The sequence below is a fragment of the Parafrankia discariae genome (genome assembly GCF_000373365.1).
GTDB classification, from domain to species: domain Bacteria; phylum Actinomycetota; class Actinomycetes; order Frankiales; family Frankiaceae; genus Parafrankia; species Parafrankia discariae.
In genome coordinates, this window is sequence record NZ_KB891209.1 from 42,778 (window position 1) to 58,144 (window position 15,367).

A 15,367-nucleotide genomic window follows, 5' to 3' on the forward strand; every position below is an offset into this window, starting at 1 on the left:
AGGTGTTCATCGCCGGGATCGTCCGGACGGGTGCCTGACACCTCGTCGGACATCCGACCCAACGAGGAGACAGCCATGACGAGCACGACCCACGGGACGACGGCCCACAGGACGAGCGAGGAGGCGGCGCCCGGGACCACCGCCGAGGCCGCCCCCGGGACGGTCGGCGCGGCGGCCGCCGCGGCGGGTCCGTCCGCGGGCCTGGATCTCGCGGAGGTCGAGCGGTTCGCGTACAAGATCGCGCAGGACCAGGCGATCGCCACCGTGGGTGCGCTGGGCTGGCTCGGCGACCGGCTCGGGCTGTGGGCCTGTCTCGCGGCCGCGGGCCCGGTCACCAGCACGGAGCTCGCGGCGGCGACCGGCCTGGCCGAGCGGTACCTGCGCGAGTGGCTCGCGTCCCAGTTCGCCGCGGGCAACCTGCGCCATGACCCGGCGAGCGGGCGGTTCCACCTGCCCGCGGAATGGGCCGCGGTGCTCGCGGACCCGGACTCGCCGGTGGCCTCGGCCGGCGGCTACGAGTCGCTCATGGGCTTCTACGCGGCCGCGGACCGGCTGGTCGAGGCGTTCCGCACCGGCGGCGGCATCGGCTGGGGGACCCACGATCCGCGGCTCTACAGCGGTGTCGACCGGTTCTTCGCCCCGCTCTACCGCGCCAGCCTGGTGCGCGAGTGGCTGCCCGCGCTGGGCGGGGTCGTCGAGCGGCTGCGCGCCGGCGCGAAGGTCCTCGACGTGGGCTGCGGCCACGGCACCTCGACGTTGCTCATGGCGGAGGCGTTCCCGGCGTCCACCTTCCACGGCGTCGACCCGCACCCCGAGTCGATCAACGCCGCGCGGACGGCCGCCAACCGCGCCGGGGTGGCTGACTGGACGACGTTCTCGGTCGCCCCGGTGACGGGCGGCATCGGCGACGGGTACGACCTGATCTGCTTCTTCGACTCCTTCCACCACGTCCGGGACGCGGTGGCGGCCGCGGTGGCCTGCCGCCGGGCGATGGCGCCGGGCGGCACGCTGATGCTGGTCGAGCCGCGCGCGGGGGACAGCGTGCAGGAGAACACCGACGTCGTCGGGTTGAGCTTCTACGCCGCCTCCACCCTGGTGTGCCTGCCGGACGCGCTGTCCCAGCACGACCACGACCGTGACGGCGACGGTGACCACGGCGCCGACATCCTCGCCGGTGAGCGCGGCGCCCGGGACGCGCTCGGCGGCATGGCCGGGCCGGCTCGGCTGGGTGAGGTCCTGACGGCGGCGGGGTTCGGTTCGGTCCGGGTGGCCGCCGAGACGATGGTGAACATCGTCGTCGAGGCCCGACAGTGACTCCCGGGCCGGCCGCCGGGCCGCCCACGACGGAGGTCGCCGCCGCTGTCGATCCCGAGGCGGCGGCGGTGGTTCGGCGCCTTCTCACCGCGGGCCGTGCCGCGGCGGGAGGCCCGGCGGCGGCCCTGTCCCTCGGACCGCTGCTCGGCGTCTGGGCGCACCCGGACGACGAGACCTACCTGTCCGGGGCGCTGATGGCCACCGCCGCGCAGCTCGGTGCCCGGGTCGTCTGCGTCACCGCCACCTGCGGAGAGCTGGGTGGCCCGGTCCCGCCCGGCTCGCCGCCGGGGCTGACTCCGGGGCGGCTGCGGGTGGCCGAGCTGACCGAGGCGCTGGACGTTCTCGGGGTGAGCGAGCAGGTTCTGCTCGGCCTCCCCGACGGTGGCTGCGCCCGGCTCGCCCCGTCCGCCCCGTCGGTCCCGTCGGGTGCGGCCGACGTCGCCGGCCCGGTGGAGCGGATCGAGGGTGTCATCCGCGAGCTCCGACCGGCGGTCGTGGTGACGTTCGGGCCGGACGGGTTCACCGGCCACCCGGACCACCGCGCCGTTTCGGCCTGGACCACCACCGCGTTCAGACGGGCGGCCCCCGACGGCGCCCGCCTGCTGTACGCGGCCGCGTCCACCGACCACCGCGAGCGGACGAGGGACGTCGACGAGCTCCTCGATGTCGCCATGGACGGCGCGGACCTCGACGGCGTCGACGGCCCGGTCGTCGCGCCCGGCGCGCTCGCGGTCCGGTTGAACCTGACCGGACGGCTGCTGGAACGCAAGGTCGCCGCGCTGCGGGCGCACGCCTCGCAGACCACGGGCGCGTTGGCGGTGCTGGGTCCGCGGCGGTTCGCCGGCTGGGTCGCGGAGGAGGCGTTCGTCGATCACCGCGGCTGAGGGACACCGTGGCTGTCACCTCGGCGACTCTCCGGCAGGGGAGCTTGCGTACCACGAGGTGGCAGCTACCATTCGCGTTCTTGACTTTACTGAAAGTAGCGACGCGGTGGCCCTGATCCGATGCGATGAGGGCGCCGGTCGCGCGCGAGGGCGCCGCGTGGGCGGCGTGGGTGAGGGGGAGCGGTGGCGCACGCACCGACGCGGCGGGGCGGGGGAAGCCCGTTCCCGCCGATCGCCGAGTACGGGTTCCTCTCCGACTGCGAGACGAACTGCCTGGTGGCCCCGAGCGGCAACGTCGAGTGGATGTGCGTGCCGCGCCCGGACGCGCCGAGTGTGTTCGGTGCCGTGCTCGACCGCTCGGCCGGCGGCTTCCGCTTCGGCCCGGACCGGACCTTCATCCCGGCCGGCCGGCGGTACCTGCCCGGCACGAACGTCCTGGAGACGACCTGGCAGACGCCCACGGGGTGGCTGATCGTCACCGACTGCCTGGTCGTCGGCCGCTGGCACCGGACGCACCGGCGGTCCAACACACATCGGCGCACCCCGGGTGACTGGGACGCCGACCACGTGCTGTTGCGGCTGGCCCGCTGCGAGCACGGCGACGTCGACCTCAGCCTCGTCTGCGAGCCGAACTTCGACTACGGCCGCAGCCCGGCGTCCTGGAAGTACGAGGGTGCCGACTACTCGACCGGGATCATCACCCACGAGTCCTCGGACGGCGACCCGGCGGCGGGCGTCGCGCTGCGGCTGCGCACCGATCTGCGGCTCGGGTTCGACGGCCGGCGCGCGCTGGCCCGGACGACGCTGCGGGAAGGCGACACCGCGTTCGTCGCGATGACCTGGCGGGCCGAGGACCCGCTGCTGCCCGGCGACTACGCGAGGGCCTGCGCCGCCGTGGACAGCACCACCGAGTTCTGGCGGCAGTGGCTTTCGCGTGGGCGGTTCCCCGACCACCCGTGGCGCCGGCATCTGCAGCGCAGCGCACTGGCGCTCAAGGGTCTCACCTACGCCCCGACCGGGGCCCTGCTCGCCGCCGCGACCACCTCACTGCCGGAGACACCGCAGGGCGAGCGCAACTGGGACTACCGCTACAGCTGGATCCGGGACTCGACGTTCGCCCTGTGGGGCCTCTACACCCTGGGGCTCGACTACGAGGCGAACGACTTCTTCTCCTTCATCGCGGACGTCGCCGAGCACGCCGACGACATCCAGGTGATGTACCGGGTCGGTGGCGAGCCGAAGATCGACGAGGAGATTCTCGGGCATCTGTCCGGCTACGACGGGGCCGTCCCGGTGCGGGTCGGCAACGAGGCGGCGCAGCAGCGTCAGCATGACGTGTGGGGGGCCATCCTCGACTCGGTCTACCTGCACACCCGGTCGCGGGACTATCTCTCGGAGCGGCTGTGGCCGGTGCTGGTCCGGCTGGTGGAGGCGGCGGCCGCGCACTGGCGGGAGCCCGACCGCGGCATGTGGGAGGTCCGGGGCGAGCCGCGGCACTTCACGTCGTCGAAGATGTTCTGCTGGGTCGCGCTGGACCGGGGGCGCCGCCTCGCGCAGATGCGCGGTGACCTGCGCACCGCGGGCCGCTGGGACGACATCGCCGACGAGATCCACGCGGACGTCCTGGCGAACGGTGTCGACCACCGCGGTGTCTTCACCCAGTACTACGGCTCGACGGCGCTGGACGCCTCGGTGCTGCTGATGCCGCTGCTGGGTTTCCTGCCCTCGACGGACGACCGGGTGAAGGCGACCGTGCTCGCCATCGCCGACGAGCTGACGGTGGACGGCCTGGTGCTGCGCTACCGGACGGAGGAGACCGACGACGGTGTCGAGGGCGAGGAGGGTGCCTTCCTCATCTGTTCGTTCTGGCTCGTCTCCGCGCTGGTGGAGATCGGTGAGCTGACCCGGGCCCGGCAGCTGTGCGAGCGGCTGCTGAGCCTGGCCAGCCCGCTGGACCTCTACGCCGAGGAGATCGATCCGGCGGACGGGCGGCACCTGGGTAACTTCCCGCAGGCCTTCACCCACCTGGCACTGATCAACGCGGTGATGTACGTGATCCGGGCCGAGGACGGGGAGTCCTACGCCCGTTCGTGACCGCCGCGGCGGCGCCCGGCCCCGGTGCGCGGGGCCGGGCGCCGGGGACACAACTACCCGGATGGGGGATCAGAGTCACGATATCCACATTGTGGACAACGGTTGTGGATGAATGACAGTCGTGCAAGTTACCTCTGCTCCGAGGCGCCCGGTGGACGGCCTGGTCGGGCGCCCGCGAGCACTGCCTGGAACCGCTGGTCAGCGCCACTGAGTGGACACGGCGAGGCCCACGACGACAAAACCGAAGCCGATCAGGATGTTCCAGCCGCCCAGACTTTCCATCCCCAGCACGCCGCCGTTGGAGAAGTAGTAGACGAGCAGGTAGGCGATGCCGATCAGGAAGAACGCCAGGATCAGGCCGCCGAACCACGGCGGTGACGGCGGCCTGCGCTTCGGCGCGCGTGTGCTGGTCTGCGGGGCCGCCACCGTGGTCTTCTTCGGCTTCCGGCGTCGGGATTCGGGCACTGCGGGCTCCTCGTGACCAGGTTCTCACGGTGCGCAGACCAGGCCGCCGGGCCGGCACCGTCCAGATGTTCACCACCAGCGTAGACAGTGCGCCCCCACGGATGTGGTGACGGGCGGTCCCGACACTCCCGGCGCGCCGGGAGTGACCGCCCTGGCAGCGCAGCGTGGTCCGCGGCGTAGCCTGCGGTCGGGGACGATCGCGGCACCCGGGCCTCGCCCGGCGGTGGCCCGGCACGGAAGGCCGGAAGCACGACGGACGAGACGGACGACACAGACGAGACAGCCGGGCCGGCGCTGGCACCGGTGCCGGCGGCGTCGTCGGCGGCGCGGCGGGCCGCGGGTCGGCGGGCCGCGGGCTGGCGGATCGCGCTGGTCGGCCTGGTGGTGGCCTGTGCCGCGCTGCTCACCGCGGCGGCGGTACGGCCGTCGGCGGGCGGGCGCGCCGGAGGCGCCGGGGTCGTCAGCGTCGCCGGGCTGGTCGCCCAGGACCGCCGTCGGGTGGACTCGGACCTCGACCGGCTCCGGACCGAGCGGGACGCGCTGGCGGCGGACCCGGCCTCGGCGGCGGCCTCACCCGGGCCATCCACGACGCCCGCCCCTGCCAGCCCGACACCGGGTGATCCGCTCGACCGTCGTGCCGCGCTCGCGGCCCAGGTGGGGCTCACCGCGCTGCGCGGGCCGGCGGTCACGGTCGAGCTGGACGACGCGCCGCGGGAGAGCCGGGGCCGGTCGCTGCCCCCGGGCGTCCCCCCGCCCGGCCCGAACGACCTAGTCGTGCACCAGCAGGACGTCCAGGCCGTCGTGAACGCGCTCTGGGCCGGTGGCGCCGAGGCCATGGCCATCATGGATCACCGGGTGACCCCGCGGACGGCCGTGCGGTGCGTGGGGAACACGCTGCTGCTGGAGGGGCAGGTGTACTCGCCGCCGTTCCGGATCAGCGCCATCGGTGACCCCGACCTGCTGCGGGCCGCGCTGGACACGGACCCCGGTGTGCTGCTCTACCGGGAGTACGTCGATGCCTACGGCCTGGGGTATCAGGTGACGTCCGGCCCGGACGTCGTCCTGCCCGCGTACACCGGGAGCCTGCTGACCGGCGCCGGAGCGGTGGCCCAGCCCGGAACAGGGTGATCGCCGCCGCGGCCCGCCGCACCCGCCTGCTGGGCGTTCGCCGGGTCAGGCGGGTCAGGCAGGATGGAGCGAGCATCCGAGGGCGGGTGCCGTGCTCCGGGGAGGCCCGATGCGGATCCTGGTCGTCGACAACTACGACTCGTTCGTGTTCAACCTGGTGCAGTACCTGGGCCAGCTCGACACCGAGTGCGTGGTGCGCCGCAACGACGAGGTCGACCCGGCTGACCTCGACGGGCTGGGGGCCGACGGCGTCCTGCTCTCGCCGGGGCCGGGCACCCCGGAGGCGGCCGGGGTCAGCATCGCGATGGTGCACGCCTGCGCGGCGCGCCGGCTGCCGCTGTTCGGCGTGTGCCTGGGCCACCAGGCGCTCGGCGTCGCCCACGGCGCCACGGTCGACCGGGCGCCCGAGCTGCTGCACGGCAAGACCTCGGTGGTCCACCACGAGGGCGTCGGCGTGCTCGCGGACCTGCCCTCGCCGTTCACCGCCACCCGCTACCACTCGCTGGCGGTCGAGGAGAGCACCCTGCCGGCGGAGATCGAGGTGACCGCGCGCACTGACAGCGGCGTGGTCATGGCGATGCGGCACCGCGAGCTGCCGCTGGAGGGCGTGCAGTTCCACCCCGAGTCGGTGCTGACCCAGGGCGGGCACCTGATGCTCGCCCGCTGGCTGGAGATCTGCGGCGACGGGGGCGCGGCCATGCGCCTCGCCCCCGCCCTGGCGGCCGAGGTCGAGACCCTCCGCCTGGCCGCCTTCGCCTGACCCTTCCCCGGCCGGCCCCTCACCGGGACCGGCCCCACCGGCCGTCTTACCGGCCGGCCCCACCGCCGCCGCCGGCGGCGCCGGGCTGCTGACCGCCCGTGGGCGGCCCGCCTCCGGCCGGAGTGGTGGGCACCGCCGGCGGGGTCGTCGCCGGCGGGGTCGTCGGCTCGATGATCACCGGTGGGTCCTCGGTCGGCGGCGGGGTGGTGGCGGTCGCCGGCGGGGTGGTCGGTTGCTGGTTCTCCGCCGCGATGAAGATCTTCACCTTCGAGCCGCGGTTGACGGCGCCGCCGGACGGGCTCTGGTCGAAGACGGTGCCGGGCTGTTGAGAGTTGTTGACGCCGGTCTCCTGGACGGGGGTGAGGCCGTACCGCTGCAGCTCGGAGATGGCCGCCGCCGCGGCCTTGCCCGTCACGTTGGGCACGTTGACCGTCGAGCTGACCACCCAGATCGTGACCGTGCCGCCGGCGTCGACCGGGGACCCGGCCTCGGGGTCGGCCTTCTCGACCTTGCCCACGCCCTGGCTCGCCGCCTCGTAGTACGGCATCGCCGACACCTGTAGCCCGAGGCCGGTCAGCGCGTCCGTCGCCGCCTGCTGGCTCATCCCGACGATGTCGTTCGGAACGACCTGCTGGCCCGGCGCGCTCGCCACCGTGATGGAGATCGTGCCGTCCGCCGCGATGGTCTGGCCCTCGCCCGGGGAGATCTCCAGCACCGCGTCCGGCTTGACCTCCGTGCTCTCCTGGGTCTGCTTGTCGAAGTGCCCGGTGAAGCCCGAGCTCTGCAACCGGGCCACGACGGCGTCGTAGGGCTGGCCCTTCAGCCCGGACGGGATGGTGATCTCGGCCGCGGCGGTGTCGCCACCGTCGCCACCACCGCCGAGCAGGGAGGAGGCGAGCAGCGCGACCACCACGAAGACGACGACCGCGCCGAGCCCGGCGAGGACGAACTTCCAGGTCGACGAGCCCGCGCGGTCCTCGTCGGCGCCGGCGCCGGCGCGGTGGCCGGGGGGGCCGGCGTTGCCGTAGCGGTCGACCGGCCCGGTCTGGTCGAAACGGTCGTAGGACTGCCCACCGAGGCGGGTCTGCTCGCCGTAACCGTCGTCGTACCCGCCCGGCTCGTCGTAGCCGTCGTCGTAGCGGCCCTGGTAGCCGGTGCGGCCCTCGTACCGGTCGTCGTAGCCGCCGCGGGAGTTGCCGAGCAGCGCCGTGCCGGCCGTCCCCGCTCCGGTGTCGCCGAGCATCGTCTCGTCGCCCGCGCCCATCATCATGGCGTGCACGCGGTGCCCGCTCAGCGCGCGCTCGAGGTCTTCGCGCATCTCACCGGCGGTGGCGTACCGGTCGTCGGGGTCCTTCTCCATCGCCTTCAGGACGACCGCGTCGGCCTCGGGGGAGATCCGCGCGTCGTGGCTCGACGGCGGCGGCGGGATCTCCCGCACGTGCTGGTAGGCGACGGCGACCGGGTTGTCGCCGCGGAACGGCGGCTCGCCGGTGAGCAGCTCGTAGAGCAGCACGCCGGTGGAGTAGACGTCGCTGCGGGTGTCCACCCGGGCGCCACGGGCCTGCTCGGGGGAGAGGTACTGGGCCGTGCCGATCACGGCGGACGTCGCGGTCATGTTCGACGTCGTGGCGGTGGTGGCGCGGGCGATGCCGAAGTCCATCACCTTGGCCGAGCCGTCGGTGGCCAGCATCACGTTCGCGGGCTTGATGTCGCGGTGGATGATGCCCATCCGGTGGCTGTAGTCCAGCGCCGCGCAGATCTCCGCGGTGACCTGCATGGCGTGCCGCTCGTCGAGGGGGCCCTGCGCCTGCAGGACGTCCCGCAGGGTCTGGCCCTCGATGAACTCCATGACGATGTACGGGAGCTGGGTCCCGTTGATGACGTCCTCGCCGGTGTCGTACACCGAGACGATCGCCGGGTGGTTCAGCGAGGCCGAGGACTGCGCCTCCCGGCGGAACCGGGCGAGGAAGGTCGGGTCGCGGGCGAGGTCGGCGCGCAGCGTCTTGACCGCGACCTCGCGGCCGAGGCGGATGTCGCGCCCCCGGTAGACCTCGGCCATGCCGCCGTAGCCGATGCAGCCACCGAGCTCGTACCGCTCACCGACCAGTCTCGGTTGAGCGTCGTACCTGTCAGTTACATCGGTCACAGGCTGTCACCCGTCGTCGGCTCTGCAGCGCCGGCCACCACCGTGCCAGCCGCCTCGCCGGTCAGGCCGACGATCTCACCCGCTGTGGGTGTGAGATATAGCACATTTGGCGTGGCGACCGCCCCGTCCTCGGAGCCGCCCGCCTCGGCGACGGTACGGGTGATCACCGCCACCACCAGGACGGTGAGGAGCAGCAGCGCGATGAGTACCGGCAGCGGGAGGCGCCGGCGCTGGGCCGCGGCGCCCGGCCGGCGGTGCGCGACCCGGCCGCCCGGCCCGTCGCCCGGCGGGTCCGACCAGGACGGCGCCGGCTGGTAGAGCGTGTTGGCCGGATCACCGGGCCCGCCGTCCCGGTAGCCACCGCCGTCACGATGCCCACCGCTGTCACGATGCCCACCGCCGTCACGGTGGCCGCCGTCGTCCCGGCCGCCGGGCCACCCCGACCCCGAGCCGTGCTCGCCGGCCGGCGGGTAGTCGTTGCGGTAGTCGGCGGGGCCGCGGTAGTCCGTCGAGTAGTCGCCCGGCCCGTAGAGCCGCCCCGCCCCGCCGCCGCGCCCCGCGGCCGACCCGGGGCCGCCCTGCCCCCCGGAGGGCTGCAGCGCGGTGGCCGGCAGACCGGGTGCCGCGGCGGTCGGGTCCGCCGGCGGCGGCTGCTGGGTCCAGGACGCGCCACCGGAGCGGTTCCACGACGGCGTGCGCGGAGCGGTCGGCGCCCGCGGGGGCACCGGCCCCAGATGCGGCGGGGCGGGCGGAGCCGGATGACGCGCGGTGGCGTCCGCGGCCCCCTGGGGGCCGCTCCACCGCCCGGCGTCGGAGTTCCACAGGCTGCGCCGGATGCTGGCCGCCGAACGGGCGAACGCGCCCGCCGAGCTCGGCCGCCGCGACGCGTCCTTCGACATCGCCGACTCGACCAGTGCCCTGACCTGGTACGGGATGTCCGTCGGCAGCGGCGGCGGATTGTCCTGTTGGTGCGCCATGACCACGACGATGGGGTTGCGGTCGTCGAACGGCCGCCGCCCGGCCAGACACTCGTAGGCGACCACGCCGAGTGAGTAGACGTCGCTCGCGGGGGTCACCGGGCGCCCGGACGCCTGCTCCGGGGAGACGTAGTACGCCGTCCCCATCATGATCCCGGTCGCGGTCAGCGGGGCCGCGTCGACCGCGCGCGCGATGCCGAAGTCGGTCACCTTCACCGCGCCGTCGGTCCGCAGCAGCAGGTTGCCGGGCTTGACGTCGCGGTGGACGACCCCCAGGGCGTGCGCCGCCTGCAGCGCGTCGGCGGACTGGCCGAGGATGTCGAGCATCCGGTCGGGGCTCAGCCGCTTCTCCCGGTGCAACAGCGCGGAGAGCGGCTCGCCCTCCACCAGCTCCATCACCAGGTAGGCGGTCGGGTAGTCGTCGGCGGTGGAGACCTCGCCGTAGTCGTACACGGAAGCCACACCGGGGTGGGACAGCCGAGCCGCGTGCCGGGCCTCGCCCCGGAAACGGACCAGGAACGACTCGTCACTGGCGTACTCGGGACGCAGCAGCTTGACCGCGACGGGCCGGCCGAGCGTCTGGTCGAGGCCACGCCAGACCTCGCCCATCCCACCGGTCGCGATGCGGCCATCCAGCCGGTAGCGGTTGTCGAGCACGGTGTTGGGGGAGGCGGCGCCGGCGAACGGCTGCGACGGCGACGGGCTGTTGGCAGATGTGCTCATCGTTGCGTGTCCAATGCGGCCTGCATGACTTCCTTGGCAACGGGTGCTGCGACGGCGCCGCCGGTGGCGAACTCGCCGCCGCCGTCCTCGACGATCACCGCCACCGCGACCTTCGGCGCGCTGGCGGGAGCGAAGCCGACGAACCAGGTGTGCGGCGGTTCGCCGTCACCGTGCTCGGCGGTGCCCGTCTTGCCGGCGACGTCCACTCCGTCGATCCGGGCGTTGCGGCCGCTACCCGACGTCACGACGCTCTCCATCATCGTCGTGAGCTTGGCGGCGACCTCGGGTGAGATGGGCTTGTTGAGTTCCGTCGGTTCGGTGTGGTCGAGCCGTTTGAGATCCGGCCCGCGCAGTTCGGAGACGAGATAGGGCTTCATCCGGACACCCCCGTTGCCGATCGCCGCCACCACCTCCGCCATCTGCAACGGGGTGACCCGGACGTCGAACTGGCCGATCGCCGACTGCGCGGTCTGCGCGCCGTCTAGGTCGGACGGGAAGACGCTGCGGGCCTGCTGGAGCGGGAAGTCCTCGATCGTCGAGTTGAAACCGAACGCCTCCGCCTGGGCACGGAGGACGTCGTCGCCCATATCGATTCCGAGCTGGGCGAACGCTGTGTTGCAGGAGATGGTCAACGCGTGGGTCAGGGTATCGGTCCGACCGTCCCCGCAGCGTTCCCCCCCGAAGTTGGGTAGCACTGTGGTGCTCTGCGGGAGGGTGAGCTCGTCCGGCGCGGAGACCCGGGTGTCCGGCTCGGTGCCACGGGCGAGCGCCGCCGCGGCGGTGATCAGCTTGAAGGTCGAGCCCGGCGGATAGGTCTGCTGCGCGGCACGGTTGAGCAGCGGCTGGTCGGCGTTCGTGGACAGCTGCTGGTAGGCGTCGGTCGCCGCCGCGGCGTCGTGGGTCGCCATCGCGTTCGGGTCGAACGACGGGGTCGTCACCATCGCCAGGATCGCCCCGGTGGACGGGTCGAGCGCGACGACGGCGCCCCGCCGGCCGTCGAGCGCGTCCATGGCCACCTGCTGGACGTGCGGGTCGATGGTCGTGACGACCGTGCCGCCGCGTCGCGACTCCCCGGTGAACAGGTCGGTGACCCGGCTGGCGAGCAGCCGGTCGTCGTCCCCGGAGAGGAAGGCGTTCTCGGAACGCTCCAGGCCGGCGGTGGTGAACAACGTGTAGTAGCCGGTCAAATTGGCATAGAGCGGCCCGTTCGGGTACTGCCGCTGGTACTTGTACTCGTCGTCGACCGGCACGGACGTGGCCAGCACGGTCTCGCCGGCGATGATGCCGCCGCGCTGGCGCTCGAGGCGGTCGGTGACCTGCCGGGCGTTCGTCGGCTCGGCCTTGAGCCGGCCCACCTGGCCCACCTGCACCCAGTTGGCGTTCACCAGCAGGGCCGCGAACAGCACCATGCAGGCGAGGGCGACCTTGCGGACCGGGGTGTTCACGTGGTCTTCACCACCTGGGTGGGACTGTCCGCCACGGCGTTCGGGTCGAACAGCGGCGCGTCCGGGACGGGTTCCTCCAGCCGGCGCGCGGCGTCGCTGATCCGCAGCAGCAGCGCGATGATGGCGGCGTTCGCGACGATGGACGAACCGCCGTAGGAGACGAACGGCAGCGTGAGTCCGGTCAGCGGGATGAGTCGCATCACGCCCCCGACCTGCACGAACACCTGCAGCGCGACGGTCGCGGAGAGACCGGTCGCCAGCAGCTTGCCGAACGGGTCCTTGGCGCCGAGCGCCGCCCGGATGCCGCGGGCCGCCACGAGCGCGTACAGCAGCAGGATCGCCATCACGCCGGTCAGCCCGAACTCCTCGCCCAGGCTGGCCATGATGAAGTCGGTGTTGGCGAACGGGACCCGCTGCGGGCTGCCCTGGCCGATCCCCGTGCCGGTCAGGCCCCCGGCGGCGAATCCGTAGAGGCCCTGAACGAGCTGGTACGACGTGTTCGACGGGTTGTTGCCGTCGAAGGCGTGCAGCCAGCCGTCGACCCGGACCTGGACGTGGCCGAACAGGCTGTGCGCCACCACGGCGCCGAGCATGAACAGGCACATGCCGATCGCGACCCAGGACGCGCGCTGCGTCGCCACGTAAAGGATGACCAGGAACATCCCGAAGAACAGCAGGGACGAGCCGAGGTCCTTCTGCACCACCAGGACGCCCAGGCTGGCCAGCCACGCCACGAGCACCGGCCCGAGGTCACGGGCCCGCGGGATCTTCATGCCGAGGAAGGACCGCGACGCCAGGGAGAGGACGTCCCGCTTGTTCTCCAGGTAGGCGGCGAAGAAGATCATCAGGGCGATCTTCGAGACCTCGCTGGGCTGGAACGAGAACGGCCCGACCTGCAGCCACAGCCGGGCCCCGTTGATGGTGGCCCCGATACCGGGCGCGATCGGCAGGACCAGGAAGACCAGGCCGGCCAGGCCCAGCGTGTAGGCGTAGCGGGAGAGATCCCGGTGATCGCGCACGACCGCCAGGACCAGCACGAACACCACGATCGCCAGCAGGGTCCAGACGAGCTGGGTCTGCGCGGCCCCGGTCGGGATCGGATTGCCGGCGCGCCGCGCGCTGTCGGCCTTCGCCAGGTCCAGCCGGTAGATCATGACCAGGCCGATCCCGTTGAGCGCCGCCACCACCGGGAGCAGCACCGGGTCGGCCGCCGGCGCGAACCGGCGGACCGCCAGATGACCCAGCGCCCACAGTGAGAAGAAACCGAGACCGTAGGTGAAGACCTGGAAGCCGATCGTGCCGTCATGAGCCAGCGTCAGCGCGGCCAGCGCGCCCGTCGCCAGAACGCCGGCGTAGCCGAGCAGGAACAGCTCGCGACGGCGGTACGGCGGCAGTTCGAGCCCGCTCGGCAGCGGGAAGCCGGCGAACGTCGCCGTCAGGTCCGCCGACCTCGGTCGGCGCAGCGGGGGGAGGGTCATCGCGCGTCCGGACTCACGGGGACGGCGTCACGACCGCCCCGGGGCAGCCCACCGGCGGCGCGGCGCCGGTGACCGCGCCCAGGCACGTGGGGTTGACGCTCGGGATCGGATCCGACCTGGACGTCTTCGCGTCCGGTTCCCGGGTGGGAGGCGTGGTCGGCTCGGTGTCGTCGGACGACGCGGCCGAGGCCGTTGTGGGCAGGTCGGCCGCGATGCGCTGGGCGTCGGCGAGGTCGTCGGCCTCGATGCCGTCGCGCACCGTCGCCTGGAAGGGCTCGTTGACCTCGGACAGGAGCTGGTGGCGGGAACGCACCGTCGAGAGCGAGATGCCCGCGATGCTCCCCTTCAACCCCTGGAAGACCGCCACGTGATCGTCGTCGACGCCCACGTAGTACTGGCCGCGCACGTACGTCCAGCCGGCTGCCGCGCCGGCGACCACCAGGACGAGCACGACCGTCGACATGAACAGCCGGCGCCGGCCGCCGTGGGCCGTGCCTCGTTCGGGGTCGTCGTCGGGATCGTCGTGGCGGTCGCCGGAGCCCCGGCGGTGAAAACCCGTCCGGCCGATCCGGGCCGCCTTCGCCGCCGCCGACTCGGAGTCGGTGTTGCGCGGGTTGGGCCCGGTGCGGGCAGCCGCCGCCCCGGGCACCACGCGCTTCTCCGCGGCCGCGCCCGCCACGAGCGGGTCGTCGTCGTCGAGCTCGTCGTCGACGACGTCCGCGACCACCACCGTGATGTTGTCCGGGCCGCCGCCCTTGAGGGCGAGCTCGACCAGGCGGTCCACCACGTCCTGCGGCGCCGGTAGCAGCAGCGCCTCCAGGATCGTCTCCTCGCTGACCACCCCGGACAGGCCGTCGGTGCACAGGAGGTAGCGGTCCCCGTCGACGGCCTGGCGCATCGAGACGTCCGGCTCGACCTCGCGGCCGTCGAGCGCCCGCATCAGCAGCGACCGCTGCGGATGGGTGTTCGCCTGCTCCGGGGTGATCCGGCCCTGGTCGACCAGGTCCTGGACGAGGGTGTGGTCATGGGTGATCTGCGTCAGCACGCCGTCGCGCAGCAGATACGCGCGGGAGTCGCCCACGTGCAGCAGGCCGAGATGCTCCCCGGAGGACAGCATCGCGGTCACCGTGGTGCCCATGCCGTCCAGGGAACTGTTCTCCAGCGCCATGTCACGCAGGCGGCGGTTGGCGTCCCGTACGGCGTCGGACAGCTCCTCGAGCAGGTCTGTCGCGTCGAGGTGCTCGTCGAGCTCGGCCAGCCGGGAGATGACGGTCGAGCTCGCGACCTCCCCGGCGGCATGGCCGCCCATGCCGTCGGCCACGGCGAGCAGGCGGGCTCCCGCGTAGGCGGAGTCCTCGTTCCCTTCTCGGACGTGCCCGACATCCGAGCGGACGGCGAAGTGAAGCCTGAGGCTCACCGGTGAAGCTCCAGGACCGTCTTCCCGATCCTGACCGGCGCGCCGAGAGGTACCGGCATGGGACTCGTCACCTTCGTGCGGTTGAGGAATGTGCCATTGGTCGAGCCGAGGTCCTCGACGAACCACTGTCCGTCGTGAGGAACGAGTCTCGCATGCCGTCCTGACGCGAAGTCATCCTCGAGGACCAGAGTCGAGTCCGGTGCCCGTCCGATGGTGATTGCCTCGGGACCCAGTGGGATTGTTGTGCCGGCAAGATGCCCCTTTGTGACCACGAGCCGGCTCGGAGCCGGGTTGGTGGGCTGCGCGGGGGCTGGGCGTGGGCTCTGGCGCGGCGATCTGACCCGTTCGGGGCGCCCCCCGGCGGCCGGGGACGGCGCCCGCGCGACCACCGGCTGGCGTCGCTGCTGGCGCTTGGTCGGCCCGAACATGTCCAGCCGGACAGCTCGGACGGCCACCAGGACGAACCCCCAGAGCAGAGCCAGGAAGCCGATTTTCACCAGCAGCAGGACGAGCTCGCTCGGCGCGGTCGGATCCAT

The 15,367-nt window shown here is 73.0% G+C and carries 12 protein-coding genes; 5 read left to right on the forward strand and 7 right to left on the reverse strand.

Features of this window, described 5'->3' with window-relative positions; genetic code table 11:
* Nucleotides 1-75: 75 nt before the first annotated feature.
* From B056_RS0113405 to B056_RS0113415, 3 genes are all read left to right on the forward strand, one after another.
* The gene (locus B056_RS0113405; protein WP_154677008.1) at nt 76-1,314 is read left to right on the forward strand and encodes a class I SAM-dependent methyltransferase; all 1,239 of its coding nucleotides are present in this window, start codon (nt 76-78) and stop codon (nt 1,312-1,314) included.
* A complete protein-coding gene (locus tag B056_RS0113410; RefSeq protein ID WP_018502384.1) occupies nt 1,311-2,198 on the forward strand; it encodes a PIG-L deacetylase family protein in 888 nt (295 codons plus the stop codon). The genes B056_RS0113405 and B056_RS0113410 overlap by 4 nt, the downstream gene beginning before the upstream one ends.
* Nucleotides 2,199-2,381: 183 nt before the next feature.
* Nucleotides 2,382-4,292 (forward strand): glycoside hydrolase family 15 protein, encoded by a 1,911-nt coding sequence (locus B056_RS0113415; protein ID WP_018502385.1) that lies wholly within the window; start codon nt 2,382-2,384, stop codon nt 4,290-4,292.
* A 198-nt stretch (nt 4,293-4,490) separates the two neighbouring features.
* Here the strand turns inward: B056_RS0113415 and B056_RS0113420 are convergent, their stop codons facing one another.
* On the reverse strand, nt 4,491-4,757 hold the full coding sequence (locus B056_RS0113420) for a cell division protein CrgA (protein ID WP_018502386.1): 267 nt from the start codon (nt 4,755-4,757) through the stop codon (nt 4,491-4,493).
* Between the two features lie 303 nt (nt 4,758-5,060).
* Between B056_RS0113420 and B056_RS36365 the strand changes: the two genes are divergently transcribed.
* Both B056_RS36365 and B056_RS0113435 read left to right on the forward strand, forming a co-directional pair.
* The gene (locus tag B056_RS36365) at nt 5,061-5,885 is read left to right on the forward strand and encodes a DUF881 domain-containing protein (protein WP_018502387.1); all 825 of its coding nucleotides are present in this window, start codon (nt 5,061-5,063) and stop codon (nt 5,883-5,885) included.
* A 109-nt stretch (nt 5,886-5,994) separates the two neighbouring features.
* Entirely contained in the window at nt 5,995-6,645 is a 651-nt protein-coding gene (locus tag B056_RS0113435) for an aminodeoxychorismate/anthranilate synthase component II (protein ID WP_020572478.1), read from the forward strand.
* A 46-nt stretch (nt 6,646-6,691) separates the two neighbouring features.
* Here B056_RS0113435 and pknB read toward each other — a convergent pair whose 3' ends face one another.
* Genes pknB through B056_RS0113465 form a run of 6 tightly spaced genes read right to left on the reverse strand, consistent with a single transcriptional unit; the run spans nt 6,692 to nt 15,367 of the window.
* A complete protein-coding gene (gene pknB, locus B056_RS0113440; protein ID WP_018502389.1) occupies nt 6,692-8,791 on the reverse strand; it encodes a Stk1 family PASTA domain-containing Ser/Thr kinase in 2,100 nt (699 codons plus the stop codon).
* Nucleotides 8,788-10,491, reverse strand: coding sequence for a serine/threonine-protein kinase (locus tag B056_RS0113445; RefSeq protein WP_018502390.1), 1,704 nt, complete (start codon nt 10,489-10,491; stop codon nt 8,788-8,790). Before B056_RS0113445 ends, pknB begins: the two co-directional genes overlap by 4 nt.
* On the reverse strand, nt 10,488-11,936 hold the full coding sequence (locus B056_RS0113450) for a peptidoglycan D,D-transpeptidase FtsI family protein (protein ID WP_018502391.1): 1,449 nt from the start codon (nt 11,934-11,936) through the stop codon (nt 10,488-10,490). Before B056_RS0113450 ends, B056_RS0113445 begins: the two co-directional genes overlap by 4 nt.
* Nucleotides 11,933-13,414, reverse strand: a complete 1,482-nt coding sequence (locus tag B056_RS0113455) for an FtsW/RodA/SpoVE family cell cycle protein (RefSeq protein WP_018502392.1) — start codon at nt 13,412-13,414, stop codon at nt 11,933-11,935. The genes B056_RS0113450 and B056_RS0113455 overlap by 4 nt, the downstream gene beginning before the upstream one ends.
* A 13-nt stretch (nt 13,415-13,427) precedes the next feature.
* Entirely contained in the window at nt 13,428-14,831 is a 1,404-nt protein-coding gene (locus B056_RS0113460) for a PP2C family protein-serine/threonine phosphatase (RefSeq protein ID WP_018502393.1), read from the reverse strand.
* A complete protein-coding gene (locus tag B056_RS0113465; protein WP_018502394.1) occupies nt 14,828-15,367 on the reverse strand; it encodes an FHA domain-containing protein FhaB/FipA in 540 nt (179 codons plus the stop codon). The genes B056_RS0113460 and B056_RS0113465 overlap by 4 nt, the downstream gene beginning before the upstream one ends.